Here is a 24,816-nt window from a genome sequence, read left to right on the forward strand (position 1 = left end):
GAGTGTTCTCTGGTCGTCCAGGCAACAGTTCAATGCCGGGCTATTTGCGCGCCATGAATACCGCGTCATATGCTTGTGGCGTGAATCCTGCGATCTTCTGGCCGTTGGTCAGCAAGACCGGTACGCCTCTGGCCCCCAGCTGACTGAACGCCGCCTTGCCAGAAGGCGTGTCGATATCCAGCTCCCGATAGGCGATGCCCTTGCTCGCCAGATAGGCCTTGGCCGCCTTGCAGTAGCCGCACCAGGTGGCCATGTACAGCACCACATCGCCCCGAGGAGCCGCAATCTGTGGAGTGTCCGGAGTGGCTGTTTTGGGGGCGGGGCCCGCCCCCGGTACCACGCTGACCGGCAGGTTTTCCAGCTTCGTCGTTTTCTCTACGGCACCGGTCGTGGGAGGCTTGTCGCTGTAAACCACCCTGCCGTCCGTACCCACTGATTTGTACAGCGTCTGGGCGTTGGCTGCCAACGGCACCACGGCCAGTGCCAGGGTGGTCAACAGGGTCCGAACAAAAGGGCGCATGAAGGGGCTCCGGTAAAATCCACTGCCCGAGAGCATACGAGACAGTGGCGCCCGGCCCACAGGACTCGTGCGCAACACTCCCCTGCAGTGGCCTGGGCACCACGCTGTGGATGGGATGGCGTCCCCCTGTGCTTCTCATCTGGCGCCTGGAAGGGCAGACATTGTCTTTCGCGCAATGCGCTATGTCCGTCGCTGGCACCTGCCCCCGCTTCCCGTTTTGCCTTCTCACTTTCCGTACCATGGCACGCATCGTCTTCGACCTCCCACCGCACTTCGGCTTTGCCACCGAACTGCAGATCTACATCAGCCATGTGAATCAGGGCGGGCATCTGGACAACGCGCAGTTGCTCAGCCTGGTGTCCGAAGCGCGGGTGCGCTTCTTTCAGTCACTCGGCTACCCCGAGGCCGATGTGGGCGGCCTGTCCATCGTGGTGGGCGATATCGTGGCGCAGTACAAGTCCGAAGGTTTCCACGGCGAAACCATGCGGGTGGAGATGGCGCCTGCGGACTTCAACCGCTATGGCTTCGACCTGGTCTTTTGCATGACCGAGAAGGCCTCGGGCCGCGAGGTGGCGCGCGGCAAGATCGGCATCGTCTTCATCGGCAAGGCCAGCCGCAAGGTTGCTCCCATCCCGGACTCCATCCGCCAGCTGCTGCTGGCCCGCGCGGGAACGCCGGATTCCCATGCATTGTCCGAGCGCGTATCCTCCCCATCGACATGAACCAACTCCAACTTTTTCTCCCCTGCGCCGCGGGCGTCGAGGGCTTTCTGGCCGACGAGGTGCATGGCATCACCGGCCTCACGGGGCAAGACCTGCTGGTGGGCCGGGGCGGCGTGCTGCTGCGCGCCTCATGGCGCCAGGCCATGCAGCTCAACCTGCACAGCCGCCTGGCCCAGCGCGTGCTGGTGCAGCTGGCGCACCGCCCCTACCGGTCTGAGAACGACCTCTACGCCATGGCCAGCGAGGTGGCCTGGGAGATCTGGTTCACCACGCGCCAGACCTTCAAGGTCGAGGTGACGGCCCAGCACAGCCCGCTGCAGAGCCTGAACTTCGCGGGCCTCAAGGTCAAGGACGCGGTGGCCGACCGCTTCCGCCACAAGAGCGGCGTACGCCCCGATGTGAACACCCAGTGGCCCGATGTGCGCATCCACCTGCACCTGACCACCGACGAGGCCACGATCTACATCGACACCTCGGGCGAGCCGCTGTTCAAGCGCGGCTGGCGCGAGGACAAGGGCGACGCGCCGCTCAAGGAAACCCTGGCCGCCGCCATGATCGCCGCCAGCGGCTGGGACCCGCATGGCGACAACCCACAGCCCCTGTACGACCCCTGCTGCGGCAGCGGCACCATCGTGGTCGAGGCCGCGCAGATCGCCTGCCGCATCCCGGCGGGCATGCTGCGGCGCTTTGCGTTCGAGAAACTGCTGCCGTTCCAGGCCCATGTCTGGACTGCTATCAAAAACGAAGCTGAAAGCACAATACAGACCAGCGCAGTGCCCATTTTTGGCAGTGATGTGGCCTTCCGCATGGTCGACTTTGCGCAGCGCAACGCCGAGCGCGCGGGCGTGGCCGACGCCGTGCAGCTGCGCGGCGGCGACGCCCTGCAGCGCATGCCGCCCTGTGAGCAACCCGGTGTGATGCTGCTCAACCCACCCTACGGCGAGCGCATTGCCGCCGCCGGCACTGCAGGCCGCAACGCCAGCGAGCGCGCCGCCGATCGCGCCCAGGGCATGGCCGTGGGCCGCGAAGAGGCACAGACCGAAGACGGCGGTGAGTTCTTCAGCCAGCTGGCCACGCACTGGAAGAAGAACTACAGCGGCTGGACGGCCTGGATGCTCACGCCCGACCTGAAACTGCCCGGCAAGATGCGCCTGAAGGAATCGCGCCGCGTGCCCATGTGGAACGGGCCCATTGAATGCCGCATGTTCCGCTTCGACATGATCAAGGGTGCTGTGCGCGACCGGGCTACCAAGCCTGCCCCCGAAGGCAGCCCACGCCATGAAGGTTGAACTGCCCCTGCCCGCCGAGGCCCCGGCGGACGAGCCGGCGCGCCCTGTGGTGGTGGATACCAACGTGGCGCTGGACCTGCTGATCTTCAGCGACCCGCGCACCGTGCCATTGCGCACGCTGCTGGCCCAGGGTCGCCTGGCCTGGATCGCCACGCAGGTCATGCGCGACGAGCTGGAGCGCGTGCTGGCATACCCGCACATCGTTGAGCGCATGAACTACTACCGCGTGAGTGCCGCACAGGTGCTGGCCGCGTTTGATGCGCAGGCACGTCTGGTGGACATCGCACCCAAGGTGGCCTACGTGTGCAAGGACGCGGACGACCAGAAGTTCATCGACCTGGCGGCGGCGCACCGGGCAATTTTGCTGAGCAAGGACAAGGCGGTGATCTGCATGCGCAAGCGGTTGGTGAACCTGGGGGCGGATGTGGCGACGGCGCTGGTGCTGGAAGAGGCGCCCGCCACGGCGGCGGCCTGATCACGCATTGATTAGTTTCTGCTGCAAGGATCGGTATGGGGCCGTTGGGTTTTCTTGTCCTCTCGGGCTTCTTCGCCTACCTCGCTTTTGATGCGTTTCAGTTCAACCGGACATCCGGTCACAAAGTCTGGGCCGTGCCGCCCTCTTCCGGTCGGGCGGTTGGTGTGGATCCTTTGTCGCGCGCCGAGCAGGAGGGCGCGCAATCGAACGAAATCACTGCAGTGGGGGGCATTCCCGGCCTCTACTGGATTTTTGTGATGCTGTCGGTGGGCTGCTTGGGGGTTGCTGCCTGGCTGTGGCTGGCGTAGGTTGGGGTAGCGCGGTCTAACCCGACGTTTTCTTCCACGGGCATGGCCTGTCGGGTTACGCCAGCGGCTAACCCGACCTACTGGTTGATCTAGCCTTGAGCCAAGAGGTCATACGCCGCCCGCACCCGCTGCAAATCCCGCCCCAGTTTGCGATTGGTGGGCAGATGTCGCATCCACCCCATCCGCCGGACACTGGTGGCCAGCACCGCCCGCATCTCCTCGCTCCCCTGCGCCATCCACGCCGCCCAGCGCTCGCGCCCCTCGGCCAGCGTGCCGCTGTTGTGCAGGTAGATCGCGGTGGAATGCGCGTAACACAGCGCATCGCGCACATGGCACACCGCCAGCGGCAGCACGGCGGCGGGGTCGTCCTCAAAGTCGATGCAGGCCACCTCGCCATCGGGGCAGCGCACCAGGTTGCGCGCGAAGGCCTGGCTCAGGCAGGTGCCCTGGTGGTGCACCTGGGCCAAGGTGTCCAGCCCTTGCTGCCACAGCGCCAGCACAGCGGCCGTGTCGCCCGCCTGCACGGCGTGGTCGATCTCGTTGCCCAGCGAATGGGTTTCCTCACCCACGTTGCCCAGGTGGCGCATGGCAAAACCGTTCGGCAACGCGGCCAGCACTACGGGCACGCGGATGCCGCGTGCTGCCAGGTCGCGCAGGCGCTGCACTTCGGTGGCAATGGCCGTGGGGCCGCCGGGGTTGGGCACGGGGCGCAGGGCGTACAGCCGCAGCAGGGCTGCCAGCAAGGCCATGGCGCGGTAGCGGCCCGTGCCATGGGGAGCGCCTGCGCGCTTGATCCAGATCTGTTCGTTGCCCAGCACATGAGCCATCACGTTGTGCGGCTGGGTGGTCAGCTGCTGCTGCAAAAAAGCGGCGTAGTCCGGGGCGGTGGTGTGGGTGGGGGCGGAGGCGTCCATCGTCAAATTCATACAGCAACGTCCCCCGCCACCGCCGCTGCGGTGCCCACGGCTGCGGCGTGCACCAGCTCGACATGGTGGGGGATGGAGGGTTCCAGCGCAGGCTCGCTGGCCTGAAAACTGTGCGCGCTGGCCAGCGGCCAGTACAGGCGGAACACGTTGTGCTGCGCGTCGAGCGTGCCCAGCAGCGCACCGGGCAACATGCGGGTGATGAGGTTGGACAGCAGGCGCACCTCGGTGTCGCTGATGCGGCGCACGATGTGGTGGGCGGTGATGTCCTTGGGGTGGCGCAGGCCGGCGGCCTGCACCAGCTCTTGCAACGCGTGCAAGGTGCTGCGGTGGAACTGCGCCACGCGCGTGGCCTTGTCGGGCACCACCAGGGCCTGTTGGCGCAGCGGATCTTGGGTGGTTACGCCCGTGGGGCAGTGGCCGGTGTGGCAGCTTTGCGCCTGGATGCAGCCCAGCGCCATCATGAAGCCGCGCCCCGCGTTGCACCAGTCGGCGCCCAGCGCCATCATGCGCGCGATGTCGAAAGCGCTGATGACCTTGCCCGCGCAGCCAATGCGCACACGGTCGCGCAGGTTCACGCCCACCAGCGTGTTGTGCACCAGCAGCAGGCCCTCCTGCAGCGGCGCGCCCACGTGGTCGCTGAACTCCACCGGTGCCGCGCCGGTGCCGCCCTCGGCGCCATCGACCACGATGAAGTCGGGCGTAATGCCCGTGACCAGCATGGCCTTGACGATGGCAAACCACTCCCAGGGGTGGCCCAGGCAGAACTTGAAGCCCGTGGGCTTGCCGCCCGAAAGCGTACGCAGCCTGGCGATGAAATGCATCATCTCCACCGGCGTGCGAAACGCGCTGTGGCTGGCGGGCGAAATGCAGGCCTCGCCGGCCTTCACGCCGCGCGCGGCCGCGATCTCGGCCGTCACCTTGGCGCCGGGCAGCACGCCGCCGTGGCCGGGCTTGGCGCCCTGGCTGAGTTTGAGCTCGATCATCTTGACCTGCGGGTCGGTGGCGTTGGCCGCAAAACGCTCTTCGCTGAAGGTGCCATCGGGGTTGCGGCAGCCAAAGTAGCCCGAGCCGATCTCCCAGATCAAGTCGCCGCCGTGCACGCGGTGGTGCTGGCTGATGCTGCCCTCGCCCGTGTCGTGCGCAAAGCCGCCTTTTTGGGCCCCCTGGTTGAGCGCCAGGATGGCGTTGGCCGACAGTGCGCCAAAGCTCATGGCCGAGATGTTGAACACGCTCGCGTGGTAGGGCTGGGTGCAGGGCGATACGGACGGCGACGGCGCATCGGGGCTGCCACCGATCCACACGCGGAAGTCGTGCGACGGCAGCTGCGTGGGCGCGAGCGAGTGGTTCACCCATTCATACCCATGCGCGCCCACGTCCAGGTGCGTGCCAAACGGCCGGTTGTCCGGGTCACCCTTGGCGCGCTGGTACACCAGCGAGCGCTGCGCGCGCGAGAACGGCGCGGCCTCGCTGTCGCTTTCGATGAAATACTGGCGCACCTCGGGCCGTACATATTCGAGCATGAAGCGGATATGGCCGATGACCGGGTAGTTGCGCAGGATGGCGTGGCGCGACTGCTGCAAGTCGTACACGCCCAGGGCCACCAGCGCCGCAAACACCAGCACCACGGGCAGCCCCATGCCAAAGGCCACCAGCGCAAACAGCGACAGCAGCAGCCCGAACACGCACAGCGCAAAGGCCGTGTAGCGCACCGGGTAGAGGGAGTTGAGCTGGTGGATCATGGGGCGTCCTGGTTGGGGTCGGTGGCGCGAGCGGAGGGCGCAGGGGCTACACTGGCCGCCTTTTTGTGGGGTTGCCGGATGGCGCGCTGCGCTTTTTTCTGCACTGGCACCACCCCTGGCCGCCGTGGCCCGCGCCACGGCACAAGGCCTGCGCATCATAAAAGTAAAACATTGTTTTGCCGCCCCCGCTTTCTCCCTTGACGACCGGAGTCCTTCCATGACCGAACCTGTATCGCCCACCCCCGCCACCGACGATCTCGACCCCACCACCGCCCCGGCCGCTGCGCTGGGCCCGGATGAGCTGGAGGAGATGGACAACATCCTCGACGACCTGCGCGCGCGCGGCGAGGAAATCCCGCAGTGGGAGTTCTGCGACGGCTTCATGACCGCGCTGATCTGCAGCCGCCGCCCCATCGGCCCGGCCGAGTACCTGCCCATGCTGCTGGGCGATGGCGCCGAGCTGGATGTGGCCGGAGGCGACCCGCTGCCGCAGTTGCCTGCGTTTGCCGATGCCGCGCAGCAAGCCCGCTTCATGGACCTGTGGATGCGCCGCTGGAACGAGATCGTGGCCCAGCTCGACACCGACGTGAAGACGCTGGACGACGACCGCACCTTCCAGCCCGAAGCCATGGACATGCGCGGCGCCGTGGCCAGCCTGACCGACGAGCAGCGCGCCGAAATGGGCGACGACCAGGAGATCCCGTCCTTCGGCCAGGTCTGGGCGCTGGGCTTCATGTTTGCGGTGGAAAACTGGCCCGAAGACTGGGCCGCCCCGCGCGACAAGGAAGCCGCCAAGTGGCTGGATGACGCGCTGGAGCGCATCGTGGCCCTGACGGAAGACGACACCGGCAAGCCCGAAGTCTGCATGTACGACGAAGACGGCCCGCCCAGCACCAGCCAGGCGCGCGTGGAAGCCTTTGGCGAAGCCATCTGGGCCGTGTACGACCTGCGCCAGCTGTGGAAGAGCATGGGCCCGCGCGTGGAGACGGTGCGCAAGGCGCCCGAGCCGGGGCGCAATGACCCGTGCCACTGCGGTAGCGGCAAGAAGTACAAGAAGTGCCACGGCGCTTAAGGCCTCTTTGGGTACACAAACCTGATGCAGTTCATGCAGGCCGTGATGGATCACTTTGAATGGGGGCAGTACGTATTGCTCTCAGTGGTCCTGGGCATTCTTGCTTTGACAGAGCACTTCTGGCCTCGCCGTGTGACTGGCGAAAGCCACCAAGGCCGGAGAAGGGTCAACCTGCTGCTGTATGGACTGGGGGGTCTGTTGATGTGGTGGGTGGCCGAGCCTGTGCAGACCGCTGCGGTGCGACTTGGGGCGTCCTTGGGGTGGACCGGGTTGGCCGGGGGGGCATTGCCCGATGTTCCCAAGATCGTCATCGGTGTGTTGCTGGTGGATGCAATCCAGTATGTGCTGCATCGTGCTTCGCACGCCATTCCACTTCTGTGGCGAATGCACCAAGTGCATCACGCGGATGCCGCATTCGATGTGACGACCAGTGTGCGCCACCATCCTCTGGAAGTGGTGGCACTTGCGGCTCTGACGCTGATGCTGTGCGCGGCACTGGGCATGCCTCTTGTGTCCTTGTTGTTCTATGCGGTGCTTCAACTGGTGCACACCGCGTTTTGCCATGCCAATGTTGCGATCCCATTGCGCTGGGATCGGAGACTGCGTTGGGTGATGGTGACCCCTGATATGCACCGTGTGCACCATTCCGACCGCATGGATGAAGGCAACAGCAACTTCGGAATGGTGTTCCCCTGGTGGGACCGCCTGATGGGAACATATTGCGCGCAACCAACGTTGGGCCATCAGGGCATGCACTTGGGGCTGGCCAACGACAACAACAATGATGCCCGGCCTGACGGGTTATGGCGGGCCCTGATCCAACCCTTTGGCAAGCTGCCCTGAGGCCTCCCTTTCAAGACCGGTGGCACGCGGTCATTTTTTGCAAGACATTTGCAAAACTCTGAAGTACAAACGCCACTCGCTCGATTGAGCGTTCAGAAAATTTGTATTTTTAAGGGTGATATGTCGAAAGTTCGTTGGATGGGCGCGCTGTTGGTTGGCGCAGGCGCTTTGGCGGCAACAGGTGCGCAAGCAGGCGTTGTTTTTACTTTTAGCAAGGCGTTTGGAGCGCCCAGCGTCTCGGTCGGAAGTTCCACCTCGCTGGCGTTCACCATCAATCGGCTGGGGCCAGCTGCGAATAACATCACGTTCACAGACAATTTGCCGGCGGGCCTGGTGGTCTCCACTCCCAACGGTTTGGTGGGCGACTGTGGGGTCGGCAGCGTGGTGACCGCCGCACCGGGTTCCTCCTCGGTGGCCTTGGCCGGCGGGGTGTTGGCCGGTGGGGCCAGTTGCACGTTTTCTGTTCAGGTCACCGCAACAGCGCCGGGTGTAAAAAACAACGTTACTACGGGCCTGAATTCCAGTTCTGGCAGCGCCCCTGCCGCCAATGCCACACTCAACGTGCTCGCCGCCAGCGCAACCTCGGTTCCGACGCTGAGCGAATGGGGGCTTATGGCACTGTTACTGGCCATGGCGGCATCGGCATTCAATGCTGTACGTCGCAAGAAAATCGGAAGCTAAAGCGCAGTCGTTTGCACAAGGGGCTTGTGTCGTGTCCTGCGGGCTTCTGTGCGGGTCAGAGAGACCGTACTTCCTGCGCCAGAAACTTCTTCAAATTCCCCGCTGCCGTACTCCGCACCTTGCGCTTGAGCGAAGGCGACCAGCCCAGCAGCAGGCCCGGCGCGCCCAGCGCCTGCCGGGCCCAGCGCCAGAAGTTGAAGCGGTCACGGTGCGTGGCAATCAGCCCGTCGGGCGTGAAGGTGAAGGTGCCGTCGATGATGTTGTGCACCTTGCGCCCGGTGGCGCTGAAGAGGTAGTGCGCCTCCCAGTGCGCCTTGCCGCCCTGCGCATCGGCGTCGATGCCGCTGAACTCCAGCTTCCAGTGCTCGGCGGCGCCGGGCTTTTTCGTCGCAGTGCACAGCATGCGCCACATGCCTGCCACCTGCTCGCGGCCTTTCAGGGAAAAGGCCTCGTCGTCAAACGTGGCGTCGGGGGCATAGCAGGCCGCCATGGTGGCATGGTCCAGTTGCGCAAACGCGGTGTAGAAGCGTTGCAGGGTCTGGGCGTTGGGGTGCATGGGTTCTCCTCCTCAAGGGCGTCCATGCTACACCCCGGCCGGAACGCTGCATGCCACCTGGGGGACCTGCGCGGCGATGTGCGTTCAGCCGGTGCGCAACCCACCGATGCGCCGCCGCTTGGTGTCGTCCAATGCGTCCAGCACCTGGATGCCGTGCGCATACCCCTGCTGCACGATCTGCTCGAACCGGTTCCACTGCAGCATGCCCACGCGGTCCATGGGGGGGTTGAAGTACAGGTCTGTGAGCTGCTGCGACTGGCGCTGGCGCGACATGCTGTACAGGATGGTGACCTGCATGAGGTAGCTGGCCAGCGAGGGCAGCTTGTAGCGCCGCTGGGCGCGCGGGCGCAGCTTGTCGCGCAGCAGGGCCCAGCTGCTGGGGATGTCGTCCAGCTCGATGCGGCGTGGCTTGCGGAAGTTCAGGTCCACACCAATCACCGTGCCCACGCCGCGCATGCTGCTGCGCATCACATCCACTGGGAAGTTGTTGAACGTGCCACCGTCGCACAGCAGGTCACCCTCGTGCACCACAGGCGGCAATGCACCGGGGATGGAGATGCTGGCCAGCAGCGACTTCACCAGGCTGCCACGGCGCACCACCTGTTCGCTGGCGCGCGAGTAGTTGGTGGCCACGCAGTAGTAGTTCTTCCACAGGTCTTCCACTTGGGCCGGGAAACCCACCAGGCTCCCCACGGCCTCGTGCAGGATGTGGCGCAGTCGGCGGCCCTTGATGAGCGACATCAGCGGCAGCAGGCTCCAGTCGCCCGTGGGGTTGGTGCGAAACGCCTCGCGGGCGTTGGCCATCACCGTCGCCAGCGGCCGGTCGGATGCCACATACGCGGCCATGACCGATCCGATGCTGGTGCCGCCCACGCAGTCGATCTCCACGCCTTCTTCCTGCAAGGCGCGGTAGATGCCCAGGTGCGCAAAGCCGCGCGCACCGCCGCCCGCCAGCACCAGGCCGACGGCCGTGCGGCTCTGGATGCGGGCTAGGCGCGCCATGTCGCGGTCGAGGGTGGGGCGCACATGCACGTGGTCGGCCACGGGGCGGCGGTCCAGCCATTGCTGGGTGCCACGTGGGCACTGCGTGCCTTCCGGGTGCAGCAGCACCAGGATCTCGGCGGCCTCGGCCAGGGGCGCGCGGCGCAGCAGGCAGTTTTCCTCGATGGGGTGGATGGCGGGCTCGGCCTGCGCGTCGGCCAGCAGCAGCAACTCGTCGCAGTGGCGGCTCACGCGGCGCGTCCAGGGGGTGGGCTCGGGGTCGGCCAGCAGCAGCACAAAGTCGTTGCGGGCCTCGATCTCGTCGAGCAGCATGGCAATGCGGCGGTTGGCCGTGGCGTCGGCGCCTTCGCGCTGCGCAATGCCTGGCTCCTGCAATTCGGCGTCCACGGTGGTCGAGTCCACCACCCGTACCCGGCCCACCGTGCCGAGGTGGCGCGCCAGACGCTGGCCAAAAGCCTGCAGGTCTACGCCGCAGCTCACTGGCAGCAGGCCCATGGCCACCGGGCGCTCCTGCGCGGCCGTATGGGCGGCGGTGCCGGACTGCAGGCGCTGGATGATCTGGCGCGTGAGCGCAATCGACACCTGGGCGCTGCTGGCCAGCAGGGTCTTGAACACGTCCTTGGTCAGGCGCACCAGCACCGAGTCGCGCACGGCGACCACGGTGGCGGCCCGGGGCGCGTCGGTGAACAGGCTGATCTCGCCAATCACCTGGCCCCGGCCCATGTCGGCCACGCGGCGCTGTGTACCGCTATGGCCGTCGTCACTGCGCACGTAGGCGCGCAGGCGGCCGCTGACGGTGAGGTACATCGATTCGCCGGGCTCGCCCTGGGTCATCAGCGTGCTGCCGCCGGGCACCTCCACCCATTCCAGCTGGGCGCGCAGCAGCTCCAGCGCTTCGGGCTCGATGCCTGGCAGAAAGTTGCGCAGGTGCTCGGTGAGCAGTTGGTTCTGGGTCGCGGTAAAGGGAGGCATGGTCACGCAATCGGCAAGGCACAGTGGGGGCGCTGCGGAAGGTGATGGCTTACCAGCCACCGGCGCTGGCCATGGGTTCCGCAGCGTGCGAAGCGGCGGATTCTAGGAACGCAATGGCACCTGTGCGCACTGCACGGGGCATGGTGGCCGCGCAGCGCGTGAACAAATGCACGGCAGATCCTTTCGATTGCCCTTTCGGGCCGCATCGGACCTGGTCGTCAGCGCATGAAGGCGCTCAGCGCCTGGGCCGTGGCCTCGGGCAATTGTTCGGGGATGAAGTGCCCCGCCGCAACGGCCTGGCCAGTAACCACGCCCGCGCACTGCGCCTGCCACAGCGCCAGCGGATCGAACAGCCGGTGCACCACACCGTGCGCACCCCAGATCACGAGGGTGTCACAGGTGATCTTCTCGCCGCGCGCGCGGCTGTCACGGTCGTGGTCCAGGTCGACGCCCGCACTGGCGCGGTAGTCCTCACAGGCGGTGTGGATGGCTTCGGGTGTGCAAAAGCAGCGTTCGTAATCGGCCAGGGCCTGGGGCTCGATGTGGGCCAGGCCCGCGCTGCCCCAGCCGCCCAGCTTGGCGTGCAGGTAGGCGCGGGCGTTGCCGCCGATCATGGTCTCGGGCAGCGGCGCGGGCTGGATCAGGTGGAACCAGTGGTAATAGGCGTGCGCAAACTCCATGTCGGTGCGCGCGTACATGTCGAGCGTGGGGGCGATGTCGATCACGCACAGCTTCTTCACGCGCGCGGCGTGGTCCAGCGCCAGGCGGTGGGCCACACGGCCGCCCCGGTCGTGGCCACACAGGTAAAACGTGTCGTGGCCCAGCGTGGTCATTACCTCGGCCATGTCCTGCGCCAGGGCGCGTTTGCTGTAGTTGCTGTGGTCGGGCAGGCCGGGCGCGTGGGATGAGTCGCCATAGCCACGCAAGTCGGGCAGCACCAGACAGTAGTCGCGTGCCAATTGCTGCACCACGCGGTGCCACAGCGCATGCGTTTGCGGAAAGCCGTGCAACAGCAGCAGCGGGGGCGCGCCCACGGTGCCGCCGGTGCGCACAAAGATCTCCGCGCCCGAGGTGGTGATGCGCCGGGTGGCAAAGCCGTCAAACCAGGAGGGTGTCGTTGTCATGGCCGTATGGTGTGGCAAGGGGCGGGTGGAGTCCTGTCTTGTGGACGACAGCGGCCGCCCATGCCGGGGCCGGGGCCGGGGCCGGGGATCTTGCCAGCGAGGTCAGGCAGGCAGCAGGCTCAGCAGCCGCTTCACGGCGTATCGCAGCGTGGCCGTGCGCACGGCGGCGCGGTCCCCGGCAAAGTGCTGCATCTCGCTGTGGGTTTCGCCGCCCACGCACCAGGCAAACCACACGGTGCCCACCGGCTTGGTCTCGGTGCCGCCTGTGGGGCCCGCGACGCCGGTCACGGCCAGGCTGACCTGCGCGCGCGAGTGGGTCAGCGCACCATCGGCCATGGCGCGTGCCACAGGCTCGCTCACCGCACCGTGCTGCTCGATCAGGCCGGGGGGCACCCCCAGCATCTCGGCCTTGGCCTCGTTGGAATAGGTCACAAAGCCGCGCTCGAACCACTGGCTGGAGCCCGACAGGTCGGTGCAGGCGGCGGCGATCATGCCGCCGGTGCAGCTCTCGGCAGTGGCCAGCATGTGGCGGCGGGCCAGCAAACGCAGCGATATTTGCGTCAAATTGGCCTCAAGCGCTTGCACTTCCTGCGCTAGCAGCTCACTTTTTGATAGTGACGTGGGTGCCATCAGAACCTCCACAGTGCGATGACCAGCAAGGTACAGAAGGCTGCCACAAAGTCGTCCCACAAGATACCCCAGCCCCCGCGCCAGCCAAAGCCCTTGAACAGGCTGTCGGCCCAGCCCACCGGGCCAGGTTTGGCAGCATCAAAAAAGCGGAACAGCCCAAACGCCACCACCTGCCCCCACAGCCCCATGGGCATGGCCAGCCACAGCACCAGCCAGAAGGCCACGACTTCGTCCCACACGATGCTGCCGGGGTCGGCCACGCGCATGTGGCGCGCTGTGGTGGTGCAGGCCCACCAGCCCACCACGGTGCTGATCACGATCAACAGGCCCATTTGCCGCGGGTTCAGCCACTGCTGCAGCACCAGGTAGGCCAGCCAGGCCCACAGCGTGCCCACGGTGCCTGGCGCCTTGGGGGCCAGGCCCGCGCCAAAGCCCAGCGCCATGAAGTGGGCGGGGTGGGACAGCATGAAGCGCACGCTGGGGCGCAGGGGGGCAAGGGGTGGCAGTGGCTCGGAAGCGGTCATGTCGCGACGGAAAATTGATCAGGCGCTGGCGGCGCCGCCGTCTGCCCCGGCAGGCAGGCGCACCAGCAGTACGGGCACGGGAGCGGTGCGGGCAATCTGCTCGGCATCACTGCCCATCAGCACGCGTGCCAGGCCACGGCGCCCGTGGGTGCCCAGCACGATCAGGTCGGCGCCCCAGGCCCGCGCGTGTTCCACCACCAGGTCAGCCACCCGGGCATCCAGGTTTTCGATCAGCACCGTGTCCACCGGCACGCCGCTTTGCGCCACGCGCTCTTGGGCGCGGCGCAGCAACGCCTCGCCCGCCTGGCGCAGGCGGGGCAGCACCTCCTGGCTGTAAACCTCGGGCCGCTCAAAACCGCTGATGTGGGCCAAAGGGTCCATCACGTTCAGCAGGCGAATGCGTCCGCCTGTTGCCTTGGCCAGGCCCGTGGCTTCGTTTACTGCATGGTCAGCGGTGGGGCTGCCGTCAACGGCAACAAGGAGGTGTTGGTAACTCATGGCGGCGGGCTCCTGGGGGCTTGGTGGCACCAATGTGATCGCTGGGGCGGATTGTGACCGACACGCCGTTGCGCGGGGTCTTTGGAGGGCCAGTCACCGTGTTGCCAAGGTCACTGGCGTTCGATCAACTCCACGTCCTTGGGGTAGCGGATGGTGTGCTCGGCACTGAACTGTGCGCTGGCCCCGGCTGCCAAAGTCTGCTGCCAGGACACGGTGCCGGGCGTGCGGTTCCAGGCTGTGTCCGCCGGCTGGGGCTGGTAGCGCGATTCGACCTCGATCTTCTCGTTGCGCGACACTGGTGCGGCATGCAGCACCTGCAGCGTGATGGCCGTCTTGTGGCGGTTCTCCACGCTGTAGGTCCGGCGCGTCTTGCGCTCCACGCGCGAGCCGGTAAACCCGCTGCTGCCCGTCAGATCCTGCACGGGCTCGGCCCGTACGGTGACCAGTTCATCGCGGCCAAACGACAGGCTGGTGCTGCCGGCTGGGGCGCCTGCACTGGGCGCGCCAAAGTCGATGCGGCCGTTGCCCACAAAGGCGCCATCGCGGTACAGGCCTGCTGCGCCTGCCGGCCACACGCCGGGCGGCTGGGCAATGTGGGCAACCAGGTAGGCGGCTTCTTCCATGGCCGGTGCCGTGCGCGTGACCAGCGTGGCGGGGGCGCTGTGATTGCCCAGCGCCAGCGTCACGCGCTGGCCGCTGGAGGGCACGGTGATGCGCTGGGGCACGGCGAACTCGGTGGCAAACCCCTTGTCGAGGGCGCTCACGTCAAAGGTGGGCATGGCTTCCTCGGCGGCATTGCGGGACCGGGACAGGGACGCAATGGCCGGTGCGGGCGCAGGCGCCATCGCCATGGCCGGCGCGGGCGAGGCCTGAGGGGGCGGTGCCACGTTCAGCCACCAGGGGCGGGGCAGTTGCCCTTGAGTGGCGCGGCCCGGCTGGCCGGTGGACAGGGTCAGCTGCACACTGCCCCAGTCTTCGCCGCTGTTCTGGGCCACCAGCGCCTGGCGTTCGATCAGCACCGTGGATTTGTTCGCATCCAGCGTGGCGCGGTAGCTGGGCTGCCAGCCGGGGCCGCGCACCTGGTAGGACAGGCGCAGCTCAGCCTCGCGCTCGGTAGCCAGGTTGATGGTGACTGACACCACCCGCGCACGCTGGCTGGCCACGCGGTCGCGCTCTGCCACGAGCGGCTTGAGGGCCAGCTCCAGTGCCTCCTGCTTGCGCTGGAGCTGGTGCGCGCGTGCAAAGCTGTCCTGCCCGGATTTGCGCAGGACCTCGGCAGTGGCGGTGATCTGTGCGGGCGTCGGTGTGGCAGCACGGGGGGCGGAAGTGGCAGGCGCTGCCGACTCCGGGCCCGCGCCGGTTTGCGCCACGCTGCGCAGATAGCCGTCCACCAGCTGCAGGGCCGAGGCCTCGGCCTTCACCCCCGCGATCTGGTCCTCCAGCTCGCGGATGCGGCCGTCCAGCGGACTGGCGCAGCCTGCCGCCACGTCGCGGTCTTCGGTGAGCACATTGAACTCGCCCACGCGCACGGCGGGGTCGGCGTTGATCTGCAGGCTTTGCACATCCAGCGACGCGGGCAGGCAGGCCAGCGTGAGGCTGCGCGCGCCAGCGGCCACCTTGGCCACGCGCTCTACCGTGGCGCTGCCGGGGTAGACGGTGACACGGGCGATGCGGGAGGTGTCCTGGGCCTGGGCTGCAACGGGCAGCGGGGCCAGCACGGCCAGGCCCAGTACCAGCAGTGCGGGGCGCGCTGGAAGGTGAAGGAAGGGGAATGGGGGGCTCACGGGGCGCATGGGGCTCCTTGGGCGCAATGGACAAAGGGACTGGGATGCTAGCAGCCAGGCAGCGAGCTGCCCGTGGTCTACAGCACCAAGGGCACCTCTGCCGCCAGAAAGTCATACACCGCCCGAATTTTGCGGCTGGTGCGGATCTCGCGGTGCACCGTGAGCCAGATGGGCAGATCGGGCAGGGGCAGCATGGGCAGCACGGCCACCACGTTCGGGTCGGTGCGGGCCAGGTAGTTGCCCACAAAGCCGATGCCCAGCCCCGCCCGCACAGCCTCCCAGTAGGCCATGAGGTCGTCGGTGCGGAACGCGAAGTGCCCGCGCTCCACCGGGTAGCCCATCGCGGCAAAGCCTTGCTGGATGTCTTCGTGCCGGTCGTTGCCCACCAGCTCGTGCTGCAGCAGGTCGGGCGGTTGGCGGGGTGTGCCCTTGCGGCGCAGGTAGTCGCGGTGGGCATAGGCGCCCAGCGTCACCGCGCCGATGCGCTTGGCCACCAGGCTGGCCTGGTCGGGGCGCACCATGCGCAGCGCAATGTCGGCCTCGCGGCGCAGCAGGTTGGTGACCTGGTTGCTGGCCACCAGCTCCACCTGCACCTCGGGCAGCGCCTGGCGCATGCGCGCCAGCACGGGCGGCAGCAGCACGCAGGCCACGGGCTGGCTGGCGGTGATGCGCACGGTGCCGGTCACGCCTTCCTCCGCGCCCGACACGCTGCGTGCGAGCTGGTGGGCGCCCATCTCCATGGCGCGGGCCGATTCGGCCAGCCGCAGCGCCGTGGCCGTGGGCAGCAGGCCGCGCCCGGTGCGCTCAAACAGCAGCACGCCCAGCTGCGATTCCAGCTCGGCAATGTGGCGGCCGATGGTGGGCTGGCTGGCGTTGAGCGCACGGGCGGCGCCCAGCAGGCTACCCTGGTCGAGTGCGGCCAGGAAGGACTGTACGAGGCTCCAGTCAAAGGTCTGGTTCATGGCAATAGCGTGCCCGCAATGGGGCGGCAGGAGGGTGGTTAGAGGTATTCATATTTGCATTGCTGATATGAACACTTAGCCAATTGTGTAACGGTGCCGGCGTTTTCACAATCGCTCCATCCCTTGTGAATGGAGCCCTCAGATGATCACCCACACCCGTTTTCCACACTCCACGGACAATCCCTCCACCGTGTTGATCCTGGGCGCCCGGGGGCGGCTGGGACTGGCGGCCACCCGCGCCTTTGCGCAGGCAGGCTGGCAGGTGCTGGCCCAGGTGCGCCCCAGTGCGCAGAGCGCTGCATTGCCCGCCATTCCTGGCGTGTGGTGGATGCCGGTGGGAGTGGAAGACACTGCCGCGCTGGCGGCCCAGGCACAGGGCGCGCAGGTGGTGGTGCATGCGCTCAACCCTGCCTACACCCACAAGGCCTGGCGCGAGCAGGCACCGGTGCTGATGGAGGCGGCCATCGCCGTCACCTGCCAGCTGCGCGCCACGCTGATGCTGCCGGGCAACGTCTACAACTTTGGCGAAGCCATGCCGCCCGTACTGCGCGAAGACACACCCCAGGCCGCCACCGGTTTCAAGGGCCGCATGCGGGTGGAGCTGGAGCAGCGGCTGCAGGCCGCCACGCGACAGGGCGAGTTACGTGCTGTGGTGTTGCGCGCCGGGGATTTTTTTGGCAGCGGCACGGGCAGCTGGATCGACCAGGCCATTGCCAAGGACCTGCCCCGGGGCCGCATCACCTGGCCCGGCCCGCTGGATGTGGCCACGCCCTGGGCTTACCTGCCCGACCTGGCCAGCACCTTCGTGCGCGTGGCGCAAGAGCGTGACCGGCTGGCCTCCTTCGAGTGCCTGCATTTCGCTGGGCACCACGTTACCGCGCAGCAGTGGCTGCACAGCTTCACGGCGATTGCAGCAGAGCAGGGCTGGTTGCCCGATGCGGGCGCGCTGCGGGTGGGCCAGTTGCCGTGGCCGCTGCTGCGCGTGATGGGGCTGGTGGCCCCCACGTTCGCTGCGCTGGCGGACATGCGCTATCTGTGGCGCACGCCCCACCGTCTGGACAACACCCGCCTGCGCGCGCTCATCGGCGACGAGCCACACACCCCCTTCGATCAGGCCGTGCGCCAGGCGCTGGTCGATTTGGGGCTGGTGTCCACCCGTTCAATCCGCGCCGCGCTGGCCTGACCGCATCACCTCTTGAACCACCGGAGCATTCTCATGAACCGTCGCAACTTCATCCGTTTGGCAGGGGGCGGCACCATCGCCGCCGCTACTGTGGGCACGCTGGTCGCCTGTGGTGCCGTGGGCTCGCACTATCCCGCCGAGGCGGTGGAGGCCTGGAAAGGTCCGGTGGGCGAGACCGACCTGCGCCGCCGTGCCGTGGCCTATGCCATCACCGCACCCAATTCGCACAACCTGCAGCCCTGGCTGGTGGACTTGCGCGAGAGCGGTGTCATCACCCTGCGCACCGACCCTGCGCGGGTGCTGCCACAGACGGATCCGTGGGGGCGCCAGATCCTGATCGGCCACGGCGCCTTTCTGGAGCTGCTGGTGATGGCGCTGGCTCAGCAAGGCGTGGCCAGCGAGGTGTTGCTGTGGCCGCAGGGCGAGATGCCTGCGGCCCTGAAGGACTGGGACGACCGCCCCGTGGCGCGCATCACCCTCAAGCCTGGTGGCCAGCCCGACCCGCTGTTTGCGCAGGTGCTGCTGCGTCGCACGCCCAAGACGGATTTCGATACCACCCGGGCCATCGCGCCCGGGGTGCTGGCCCAGTTGCTGGGCAGCGCACCGGCTGAAGCCCCGCTGCGCGTGGGCGGCACCGTCAGCGCCGACCAGTTGCCCGCGCTGCGCACGCTGTGCTGGGAATCTGCCCGGGTAGAGCTGCTCACGCCGCGCACCATGATGGAAAGCATCCAGCTCACGCGCGTGGGGCCAGGCGAAATCCTGCAGCACCGCGATGGCATCTCGATCAACTCGCCTTTTGTGCGCGCCGTGGACGCTCTGGGCATGTTCGACCGCACCCAGCCCCCGGCCGAAGGCAGCGCCGCCTACAAAAGCGCCATGGGGCGTTTTGAGGGCCATAGCCGCACGGCCATGGGTTTTGTGTGGATCACCGGTCCCAACACCCGCAGCGACCAGATCCGTACCGGGCGCCTGTATGTGCGCCAACAGTTGCAGGCCACGGCGCTGGGTGTGGGCATGCACCCCATGAGCCAGGCGGTGCAGGAGTTTGCCGAAATGGCCCCGCACTTCGAGCGCGTGCACCAGCTGTTGCTGGGGCGGCCCGCGCCGCGCACGCCCCAGGAGCCCACCGTGCAGATGTTCTGCCGCATGGGCTACCCGCAGGGCGAGGTGCCTGCCACGCCGCGCAGGCCGCTCGCGCGTTTTGTGCGGGCTTGATTGCGGGGAGGCTGGCGCCCGCGCAGCGGGCTGATGCAGATCAACCTCCGGCCACAAGCTGCAGCGCTTTGCCGCTGCTTCACACACCGTTCAGGTGGCGTTCATCGCAGGTTTCTATATTTGCTGCATTGCAACAAGTGTTTGGGGCTGGTGATGTGGAAGAAGGTCTTGGGGGGCTCCCTGGTGCTGGCATGTACGGCGTGGCTGCTGGCGCTGTGGGTGCCGCAGCCTGCGCCGCCCGCGTGGGGTGATGTCTGGTGGTGGCGCAACCAGCTGATCCTGCTCAGTGGGGTATCGGCCTGGGCACTCATGTCGCTGATCATGGTGCTGGCCGTGCGGCCCGCGTGGCTGGAAAAGCCGCTGGACGGCCTGGACAAGAGCTACCGCCTGCACAAGTGGGCGGGCATCGGCGCGATCGTTCTGGCGTTGCTGCACTACGGGCTGCAGCTGTCGCGCAGCCTGCTGGCCGCCTGGGTGGGTCGCCCGGTGCGCGCGCCGCGCGCGGACTGGTGGCTCAACACCTTCCGCCACCTGGCCGAGGAGATGGGGGAGTGGGCCGTGTGGTTCCTCGCGGCCATGCTGGTCGTCACGCTGTGGCAGCGGTTCCCGTACCACGTGTGGCGCTACCTGCACAAGCTGCTGGCCGTGGTGTACCTGGTGCTGGCCTTCCATGCCGTGGTGCTCACGCCGCCCGCCTGGTGGCAACAGCCTGCAGGTGTTCTGGTGGGCCTGTGCACGCTGGTGGGGGCGCTGTGCGCCGTGCGCTCGCTGGCCGGGGCCATCGGGCGCCGCCGCCGCCATGCAGCCCGTGTGGTGAGCGTATCGCCCCAGGGGGCTGGGGTGCTGGAGGTGACCTGCCAGGTCAGCCCCGCCAGTGGCTGGAAGCATGCGGCCGGTCAGTTTGCGTTTGTCACCTTTGGCCGTGCCGAGGGGGCGCACCCCTTCACCCTGCTCAATGCTGACCAGGGCGACGGCGTGCTGCGGTTTGCCATCAAGGCGCTGGGCGATCACACGGGGCAATTGCCCCTGCAGGTGCAGCCGGGCCAGACGGTGAGCATCGAGGGGCCGTATGGCTGCTTTGACTTTCGCAGCGACAGCGCCACCGAGCAGGTGTGGGTGGCCGCAGGCATTGGCGCCACGCCGTTCATGGCCTGGCTGGAGTCGATGCAGTCCACGCCCGCGCTGGCGCCCCGGGTGCACCTGCACTACTGTGTGCGCCATGCGGGCGAGGCGGTGTTTGCCGAGCGCATGGCTGCACTGTGTGCCCGCTTGCCCAGCGTGACGCTGGAGATTCACTACAGCGACAACGCCGGGCCGGTGACACCCGCAGCGTTGCTCGCGGGCACCAGCCCGGCGGCGAGTGTGTGGTTCTGCGGACCGCAGGGTTTTGCCGAGGCGGTGCGCCAGGGCATGGAGCAGCTGGGGCGCTCGCCTGCGCGCTTTCACCAGGAGCTGTTCCAGATGCGCTGAGGCGGGTTCTCTGCGCTGCAGCGCTACATGGTGCTGGTGCGGTCCGTGGGTGCCAGGTACTCCCGCACCAGGGCCCGCGCGCGGTGCAGGCGGCTTTTGGCCGCCTCGCGCGTCACACCCAGCCGCTGCGCCATCTCCTCGATGGTCAGCTCCTCGAAGTCGCGCATCAGCAGGGCCTCGCGGTACAGGGGCGGCAGCGAGTCGATGGCCAGGGCCAGGTCATGGCGCAGTTCGTGGTCGGGGCGGTGCGACCAGGCGAGGTTGTCTTCCACCTGCGCCAGCGGCACGCCCTTGAGCCAGGCCAGCATGGGCTGCATGCACAGCCGCTGCACGATGCGCACCACCCACCCGCCGAACGCCGCTACCTCGCGCAGCGCGCCCACGCGGCGGTACACGATGATGAGCGCCTCCTGAACCACGTCGTCCGTCGCCGTGGTGGCGGCGCAGTGGCGCAGCGCATAGCGGCGGATGTCGGGACGGGTGAGGCGCAGCAGCTGCTCCATGGCCGCCGCGTCACCGCTGCGTGCAGCGGGCAGCAGCTGGGCCACGGTGGGGGCTGGGTGGGTGGTGGCCATGGGCGGTCACTCGACAGGCTTGCGGCCCACCATGGCACAGGCGGGGCAGTAGCCAAACGCGCCGCTCAGGATGCTGCCAACGCCCGAGGCGGCCAATGCCAGGCCCAGGGGCGATGCGGACATCCACCACAGGCCTGCAGCGATGAGGGCGACGCCCCCTGCAACGCGCAGCAGGCTTTCGGGGCGGGTGATGTTCTTGCGGTACAGCATGGTGAAAAACTCCTTGGTGGGGAAATGAAGGCGCCGGCACAGGGCACCTTCCCTACCAAGAGCGGCTGGTTGCGCAAAAGGATTCATGGGTTGCAAAAAATTTTTGCCTGCCGCCACCCGTCACCGGAAATGGTCGAACGAGGCGTAACGGTTCTCCACCGCCTGTCCCTGCGCGTCCACCAGCCTCAGGCCTAGCTCAGCCAGCACGGTGCCGATGCGGGTGACGGGTGTGCCGCTTGCCTGCGCCGAGGCGGCCACCGCGTCACGCCGCGCGCGCGGGGCGGTGAAGGCCAGCTCGTAGTCGTCGCCGCCCGCCAGGGTGCATTGGTGGACCAGTTCAGGGTCCAATGGGCTGATTGCGCTAGTCGAATATTCCTTTGCTGCTATCAAATTTATAGTTTTTGAGGTGTCGATACAGGCCCCTGCCCCCGAGGCTTGGAGGATGTGCGACAGGTCGCCCAGCAGCCCGTCGCTCACATCCATGGCGCTGGTGGCCACGCCGCGCAGGGCCAGGCCCAGGGCCACGCGCGGGGTGGGGCGCTCCAGCCGCAGGCGGGCGCGGGCCATCACCTCGGCGGGCAGGGCGATGTGGCCGAGCAGCGCCTCCAGCGCCAGCCGGGCGTCGCCCAGCGTGCCACTCACATAGATGTCGTCGCCGGGCTGTGCGCGGCTGCGCAGCAGGGCCTGGCCGGTGGGTACCTCGCCAAACACGGTGATGCAGATGTTGAGCGGGCCCTGCGTGGTGTCGCCACCCACCAGCTCGCAGCCGTGGGCGTCGGCCAGCGCCAGCAGCCCGCGCGAGAAGCCCGCCAGCCAGGCCTCATCGACCCGGGGCAGTGACAGGGCCAGCGTGAACGCGAGCGGCTTGGCACCACACGCCGCCAGGTCGGACAGGTTCACGGCCAGCGCCTTGTGGCCCAGGGCTTCGGGGGCCACGTCGGCAAAGAAGTGGCGGCCCTCCACCAGCATGTCGCTGCTGATGGCCAGCTGCATGCCGGTGCGCGGTGCCAGCAAGGCACAGTCGTCGCCCACGCCCAGCACGGCGTGGCGAACGGGGCGCGTGAAGTAGCGCGCAATCAAGTCAAATTCACCCATGCCCCGATTGTGAGTGGGATAAGAGCGGGCAGCTGGTGGAGGGGCGTGCCAGATTCTCAGCCGGCTGCCGCGCCGCGAAAGCGCTGCGCTGCCTGGCGGCTTACCTCGGCCAGCAGCTGCTCTTCGCTCTGGCGCTGGCGCAGCCAGCGGGCATCGTTCTGCCCCGCCTCGACCTCGGTGCGCAGCATGTGCATGGCGCTTGATGCGCCCTGTACGGCCGCGTGGCCTGCGATCTTGTCCATGGTGCGCAGGATGTGCTCGCGCAGCGGCATGTGGTCGCCCGTGGCCGGGTCCACATACACCGCGTCCATGCCAAACCGGCAGGCCTGGAAGCGGTTGTAGGTGTACACGAGGTAGTCGTCCTCTTCAGGCATGAAGGGCTGGTCGGCCAGGAACCACGCGCCCAGCGACTGCACGTAGCCTGCGAGGGCCGCCGCGCGCTCGATGGTGAGCGGCGTGTCGAACACGCGGATCTCGATGGTGCCGAACTCGGGCTTGGGGCGGATGTCCCAGTAGAAGTCCTTCATGCTCTTGACCACGCCCGTGCGGGTCATCTTGTTGAAGTAGGTCGTGAAGTCGTCCCAGGTCAGCGCCATCGGTGCGCGCCCCGACAAGGGGAACGCAAACACCGAGTTGAGCCGGGCCGAGTCAAAGGCCGTGTCCTGCCCTTGCACATAGGGGCTGGACGCCGACAGTGCAATGAAGTGCGGGATGTAGCGCGACATGCGGTGCAGCATCAGCAGCGCCGCATCGGCATCCGGGCAGCCAATGTGCACGTGCTGTCCGAAGATGGTGAACTGCTTGGACAGGTAGCCGTACAGCTCGGACAGCTCGCGAAAGCGCGGCTTGTCGTAGATGCGTCGCTCGTGCCACTGCTGGAACGGGTGCGTGCCGCCACCCACCACGGCAATGTTGAGCTTGTCGGCGCTTTTGACCAGCGCATCGCGGATGGGCGTGAGCTGGCCCAGCACCTCGCTGGCCGAGTGGCAGATGCCGGTGGAGATTTCGATCATGCTGTTCGTCATCTCGGGCACCACGCTACCGGGCAGCGGGGTTTTCTTCATGAGGCGCAGCATGTCCTCGGCGTAGGGCGCCAGGTCGTAGTCGTTGGTGTTGACCAGCTGCAGCTCCAGCTCGACGCCCAGCGTCAGCGGCTCGGAATGGGTGAAGGCTTCAAGACTCACGGGGGGACTCTCCGTTGTTGTTGCTGCGGGTCAGGGGTGCCCAGGGTTTGGAGCTTTCGCCCGCACGGTAAATGGCCACGGTGGCAATGACGGCACCAAATACCTCCATCAGCAAGATGGCGGGCAGCGCCACACCCGCGATCACATGGCCGGTGGAAGGCGACGCGAGCACAAACTGCGAGGCGATCAGCAGGGCGATGGAGGACATGGGGGTCATCGCGCAGCCCACCCACAGCGCCTGCTTCCAGCTGGCGCCGCTGCCCACATTGCCCAGCGCCACGCCGGTGGCCTTGGCCAGCAGGCGCACGGCAATCAGGGCCAGCACCACACCGGCCACGGGCGCGCTCCAGTCGGCCTGCGCTGCCACGGTGGAAACCAGCACGAACATCAGCATGGTGAGCAGGGACGATGCATTGCCCAGTTGCCGCGGCCAGGCCCAGGGGCGCGGGTTGAGCTGTTTGAGCAGCATGCCCCCAAGCAGCGCGGCCAGTGGTGCCGAGCCACCCATGTGAGCGGCCACTGCCGTGCCTGCAGCCACCAGGGCCAGGAACAGCATGGAGGTGTTTTCGCTGGTGGGGCTCATGAAGCGCAGCGCCATGCGCAGCACCAGGGCCAGCACGGCGGCCACCACGATCGATACGCCCAGCACCACCACCACGGGCGACACGGCCTCCAGCACGGTGAGACTCTGGCGGTTGATGAGTTCTGCCTTGGCGCTGCCCAGGGTCAGGGCATACAGCGTGGAGAGGGTGGTGAGCACAATGGCGCGTTCGGTCACCGGGCCGGCGGCACGGGTGTCGGCCACCACACGGGTCAGCACTGCAGGAGATGCCGCCAGCGCCACCAGGGCCAGCGGGCCAGCCGCCTGGGGCGGCAGCTGCAGCCACACCAGCACCCAGTACACCGCGAAATAGGTCAGCACCGATTCGGCAATGCTCTGCACCAGCACCATGGGGTTGTGGCGGAACCAGCGCAGCGGGATACGGCCGCCACATTCGAACAGCACAATGGCCACGCCCAGCTCCAGCAGGAACAGGCCAATGCCCTGCAGCGGCCAGACTGCACCGCTGAAGCCTGCCAGGCCGGCTGCCGTGCCCACCAGCGAATAGCCCACCACCTTGGGCAGGCCGGTGTGGCGTTGGGTGAGATAGCCTGCCATGGCGGCTACCGCCAGCAGCAGTGACCATTGCACCGTGGGCAGCCCGGCCGAGGGGCGCAGCCACTGCGCCCAAAAGCTCAGGATTTCATTCATGTCAT

General features: G+C 67.4%; 26 protein-coding genes. 10 read left to right on the forward strand and 16 right to left on the reverse strand.

Features of this window, described 5'->3' with window-relative positions; genetic code table 11:
• Positions 1-40 precede the first annotated feature (40 nt).
• Complete coding sequence (locus tag ACTJKQ_RS08065) at positions 41-520, reverse strand: glutaredoxin domain-containing protein (protein WP_440596536.1); 480 nt, start codon at positions 518-520, stop codon at positions 41-43.
• A 239-nt stretch (positions 521-759) separates the two neighbouring features.
• On the opposite strand from ACTJKQ_RS08065, the gene ACTJKQ_RS08070 reads away from it, so the two are divergent.
• From ACTJKQ_RS08070 to ACTJKQ_RS08085, 4 genes are read left to right on the forward strand one after another with little or no spacing between them, the layout of a single operon-like run.
• Positions 760-1,242: an acyl-CoA thioesterase gene (locus ACTJKQ_RS08070; RefSeq protein ID WP_146872010.1), complete on the forward strand. Its 483-nt coding sequence runs from the start codon at positions 760-762 to the stop codon at positions 1,240-1,242.
• Entirely contained in the window at positions 1,239-2,531 is a 1,293-nt protein-coding gene (locus ACTJKQ_RS08075; RefSeq protein ID WP_146872011.1) for a THUMP domain-containing class I SAM-dependent RNA methyltransferase, read from the forward strand. Before ACTJKQ_RS08070 ends, ACTJKQ_RS08075 begins: the two co-directional genes overlap by 4 nt.
• A complete protein-coding gene (locus ACTJKQ_RS08080) occupies positions 2,521-3,006 on the forward strand; it encodes a putative toxin-antitoxin system toxin component, PIN family (protein WP_440596537.1) in 486 nt (161 codons plus the stop codon). The genes ACTJKQ_RS08075 and ACTJKQ_RS08080 overlap by 11 nt, the downstream gene beginning before the upstream one ends.
• 35 nt (positions 3,007-3,041) lie before the next feature.
• A complete protein-coding gene (locus tag ACTJKQ_RS08085; protein WP_056747795.1) occupies positions 3,042-3,314 on the forward strand; it encodes a hypothetical protein in 273 nt (90 codons plus the stop codon).
• An 89-nt stretch (positions 3,315-3,403) separates the two neighbouring features.
• Here the strand turns inward: ACTJKQ_RS08085 and ACTJKQ_RS08090 are convergent, their stop codons facing one another.
• A complete protein-coding gene (locus tag ACTJKQ_RS08090) occupies positions 3,404-4,228 on the reverse strand; it encodes a hypothetical protein (RefSeq protein ID WP_440596538.1) in 825 nt (274 codons plus the stop codon).
• A gap of 8 nt (positions 4,229-4,236) precedes the next feature.
• On the reverse strand, positions 4,237-5,979 hold the full coding sequence (locus tag ACTJKQ_RS08095; protein WP_440596539.1) for an FMN-binding glutamate synthase family protein: 1,743 nt from the start codon (positions 5,977-5,979) through the stop codon (positions 4,237-4,239).
• A gap of 217 nt (positions 5,980-6,196) precedes the next feature.
• On the opposite strand from ACTJKQ_RS08095, the gene ACTJKQ_RS08100 reads away from it, so the two are divergent.
• The 3 genes from ACTJKQ_RS08100 to ACTJKQ_RS08110 are packed head-to-tail and all read left to right on the forward strand — an operon-like array spanning position 6,197 to position 8,575.
• Positions 6,197-7,051: a UPF0149 family protein gene (locus ACTJKQ_RS08100; protein ID WP_440596540.1), complete on the forward strand. Its 855-nt coding sequence runs from the start codon at positions 6,197-6,199 to the stop codon at positions 7,049-7,051.
• A 24-nt stretch (positions 7,052-7,075) separates the two neighbouring features.
• Positions 7,076-7,894, forward strand: coding sequence for a sterol desaturase family protein (locus ACTJKQ_RS08105; RefSeq protein ID WP_440596541.1), 819 nt, complete (start codon positions 7,076-7,078; stop codon positions 7,892-7,894).
• Positions 7,895-7,942: 48 nt separating this feature from the next.
• Positions 7,943-8,575: an IPTL-CTERM sorting domain-containing protein gene (locus ACTJKQ_RS08110; protein ID WP_440596542.1), complete on the forward strand. Its 633-nt coding sequence runs from the start codon at positions 7,943-7,945 to the stop codon at positions 8,573-8,575.
• Between the two features lie 55 nt (positions 8,576-8,630).
• Here the strand turns inward: ACTJKQ_RS08110 and ACTJKQ_RS08115 are convergent, their stop codons facing one another.
• From ACTJKQ_RS08115 to ACTJKQ_RS08150, 8 genes are all read right to left on the reverse strand, one after another.
• On the reverse strand, positions 8,631-9,131 hold the full coding sequence (locus ACTJKQ_RS08115; protein ID WP_056065246.1) for a nuclear transport factor 2 family protein: 501 nt from the start codon (positions 9,129-9,131) through the stop codon (positions 8,631-8,633).
• A gap of 84 nt (positions 9,132-9,215) precedes the next feature.
• Positions 9,216-11,105: a patatin-like phospholipase family protein gene (locus tag ACTJKQ_RS08120; protein ID WP_440596543.1), complete on the reverse strand. Its 1,890-nt coding sequence runs from the start codon at positions 11,103-11,105 to the stop codon at positions 9,216-9,218.
• A gap of 218 nt (positions 11,106-11,323) precedes the next feature.
• Positions 11,324-12,229, reverse strand: coding sequence for an alpha/beta fold hydrolase (locus ACTJKQ_RS08125; protein ID WP_440596544.1), 906 nt, complete (start codon positions 12,227-12,229; stop codon positions 11,324-11,326).
• 102 nt (positions 12,230-12,331) lie between these two features.
• Entirely contained in the window at positions 12,332-12,859 is a 528-nt protein-coding gene (locus ACTJKQ_RS08130) for a CinA family protein (protein WP_056065250.1), read from the reverse strand.
• Positions 12,859-13,383 (reverse strand): phosphatidylglycerophosphatase A family protein, encoded by a 525-nt coding sequence (locus tag ACTJKQ_RS08135; RefSeq protein WP_056065252.1) that lies wholly within the window; start codon positions 13,381-13,383, stop codon positions 12,859-12,861. The genes ACTJKQ_RS08130 and ACTJKQ_RS08135 overlap by 1 nt, the downstream gene beginning before the upstream one ends.
• Before the next feature lie 18 nt (positions 13,384-13,401).
• Positions 13,402-13,881 carry a universal stress protein gene (locus tag ACTJKQ_RS08140; RefSeq protein WP_056747817.1) on the reverse strand — a complete coding sequence of 160 codons (480 nt, stop codon included), beginning with the start codon at positions 13,879-13,881 and terminating at the stop codon, positions 13,402-13,404.
• Between the two features lie 110 nt (positions 13,882-13,991).
• On the reverse strand, positions 13,992-15,674 hold the full coding sequence (locus tag ACTJKQ_RS08145) for a DUF4139 domain-containing protein (protein ID WP_440596545.1): 1,683 nt from the start codon (positions 15,672-15,674) through the stop codon (positions 13,992-13,994).
• Between the two features lie 68 nt (positions 15,675-15,742).
• Complete coding sequence (locus ACTJKQ_RS08150; protein ID WP_440596546.1) at positions 15,743-16,627, reverse strand: LysR family transcriptional regulator; 885 nt, start codon at positions 16,625-16,627, stop codon at positions 15,743-15,745.
• A gap of 142 nt (positions 16,628-16,769) precedes the next feature.
• On the opposite strand from ACTJKQ_RS08150, the gene ACTJKQ_RS08155 reads away from it, so the two are divergent.
• From ACTJKQ_RS08155 to ACTJKQ_RS08165, 3 genes are all read left to right on the forward strand, one after another.
• Complete coding sequence (locus ACTJKQ_RS08155) at positions 16,770-17,810, forward strand: NAD-dependent epimerase/dehydratase family protein (protein WP_440596547.1); 1,041 nt, start codon at positions 16,770-16,772, stop codon at positions 17,808-17,810.
• 33 nt (positions 17,811-17,843) lie between these two features.
• On the forward strand, positions 17,844-19,025 hold the full coding sequence (locus tag ACTJKQ_RS08160; RefSeq protein WP_440596548.1) for an Acg family FMN-binding oxidoreductase: 1,182 nt from the start codon (positions 17,844-17,846) through the stop codon (positions 19,023-19,025).
• A 153-nt stretch (positions 19,026-19,178) separates the two neighbouring features.
• Positions 19,179-20,495, forward strand: a complete 1,317-nt coding sequence (locus tag ACTJKQ_RS08165; RefSeq protein WP_440596549.1) for a ferredoxin reductase family protein — start codon at positions 19,179-19,181, stop codon at positions 20,493-20,495.
• A gap of 23 nt (positions 20,496-20,518) precedes the next feature.
• Here ACTJKQ_RS08165 and ACTJKQ_RS08170 read toward each other — a convergent pair whose 3' ends face one another.
• The 5 genes from ACTJKQ_RS08170 to ACTJKQ_RS08190 form a co-directional block, all read right to left on the reverse strand.
• Positions 20,519-21,070, reverse strand: coding sequence for an RNA polymerase sigma factor (locus ACTJKQ_RS08170; protein WP_440596550.1), 552 nt, complete (start codon positions 21,068-21,070; stop codon positions 20,519-20,521).
• 6 nt (positions 21,071-21,076) lie between these two features.
• Positions 21,077-21,280 (reverse strand): YgaP family membrane protein, encoded by a 204-nt coding sequence (locus ACTJKQ_RS08175; protein ID WP_056065267.1) that lies wholly within the window; start codon positions 21,278-21,280, stop codon positions 21,077-21,079.
• Positions 21,281-21,400: 120 nt separating this feature from the next.
• Positions 21,401-22,375: a thiamine-phosphate kinase gene (gene thiL, locus ACTJKQ_RS08180; RefSeq protein ID WP_440596551.1), complete on the reverse strand. Its 975-nt coding sequence runs from the start codon at positions 22,373-22,375 to the stop codon at positions 21,401-21,403.
• A gap of 56 nt (positions 22,376-22,431) precedes the next feature.
• Positions 22,432-23,559 carry a YbdK family carboxylate-amine ligase gene (locus ACTJKQ_RS08185; RefSeq protein ID WP_056065271.1) on the reverse strand — a complete coding sequence of 376 codons (1,128 nt, stop codon included), beginning with the start codon at positions 23,557-23,559 and terminating at the stop codon, positions 22,432-22,434.
• Positions 23,549-24,811 (reverse strand): cation:proton antiporter, encoded by a 1,263-nt coding sequence (locus tag ACTJKQ_RS08190; RefSeq protein WP_056065273.1) that lies wholly within the window; start codon positions 24,809-24,811, stop codon positions 23,549-23,551. The genes ACTJKQ_RS08185 and ACTJKQ_RS08190 overlap by 11 nt, the downstream gene beginning before the upstream one ends.
• Between the last annotated feature and the right edge of the window lie 5 nt (positions 24,812-24,816).

The sequence above is a fragment of the Acidovorax sp. 22279 genome (assembly GCF_052045435.1).
Lineage (GTDB): Bacteria > Pseudomonadota > Gammaproteobacteria > Burkholderiales > Burkholderiaceae_C > Acidovorax > Acidovorax delafieldii.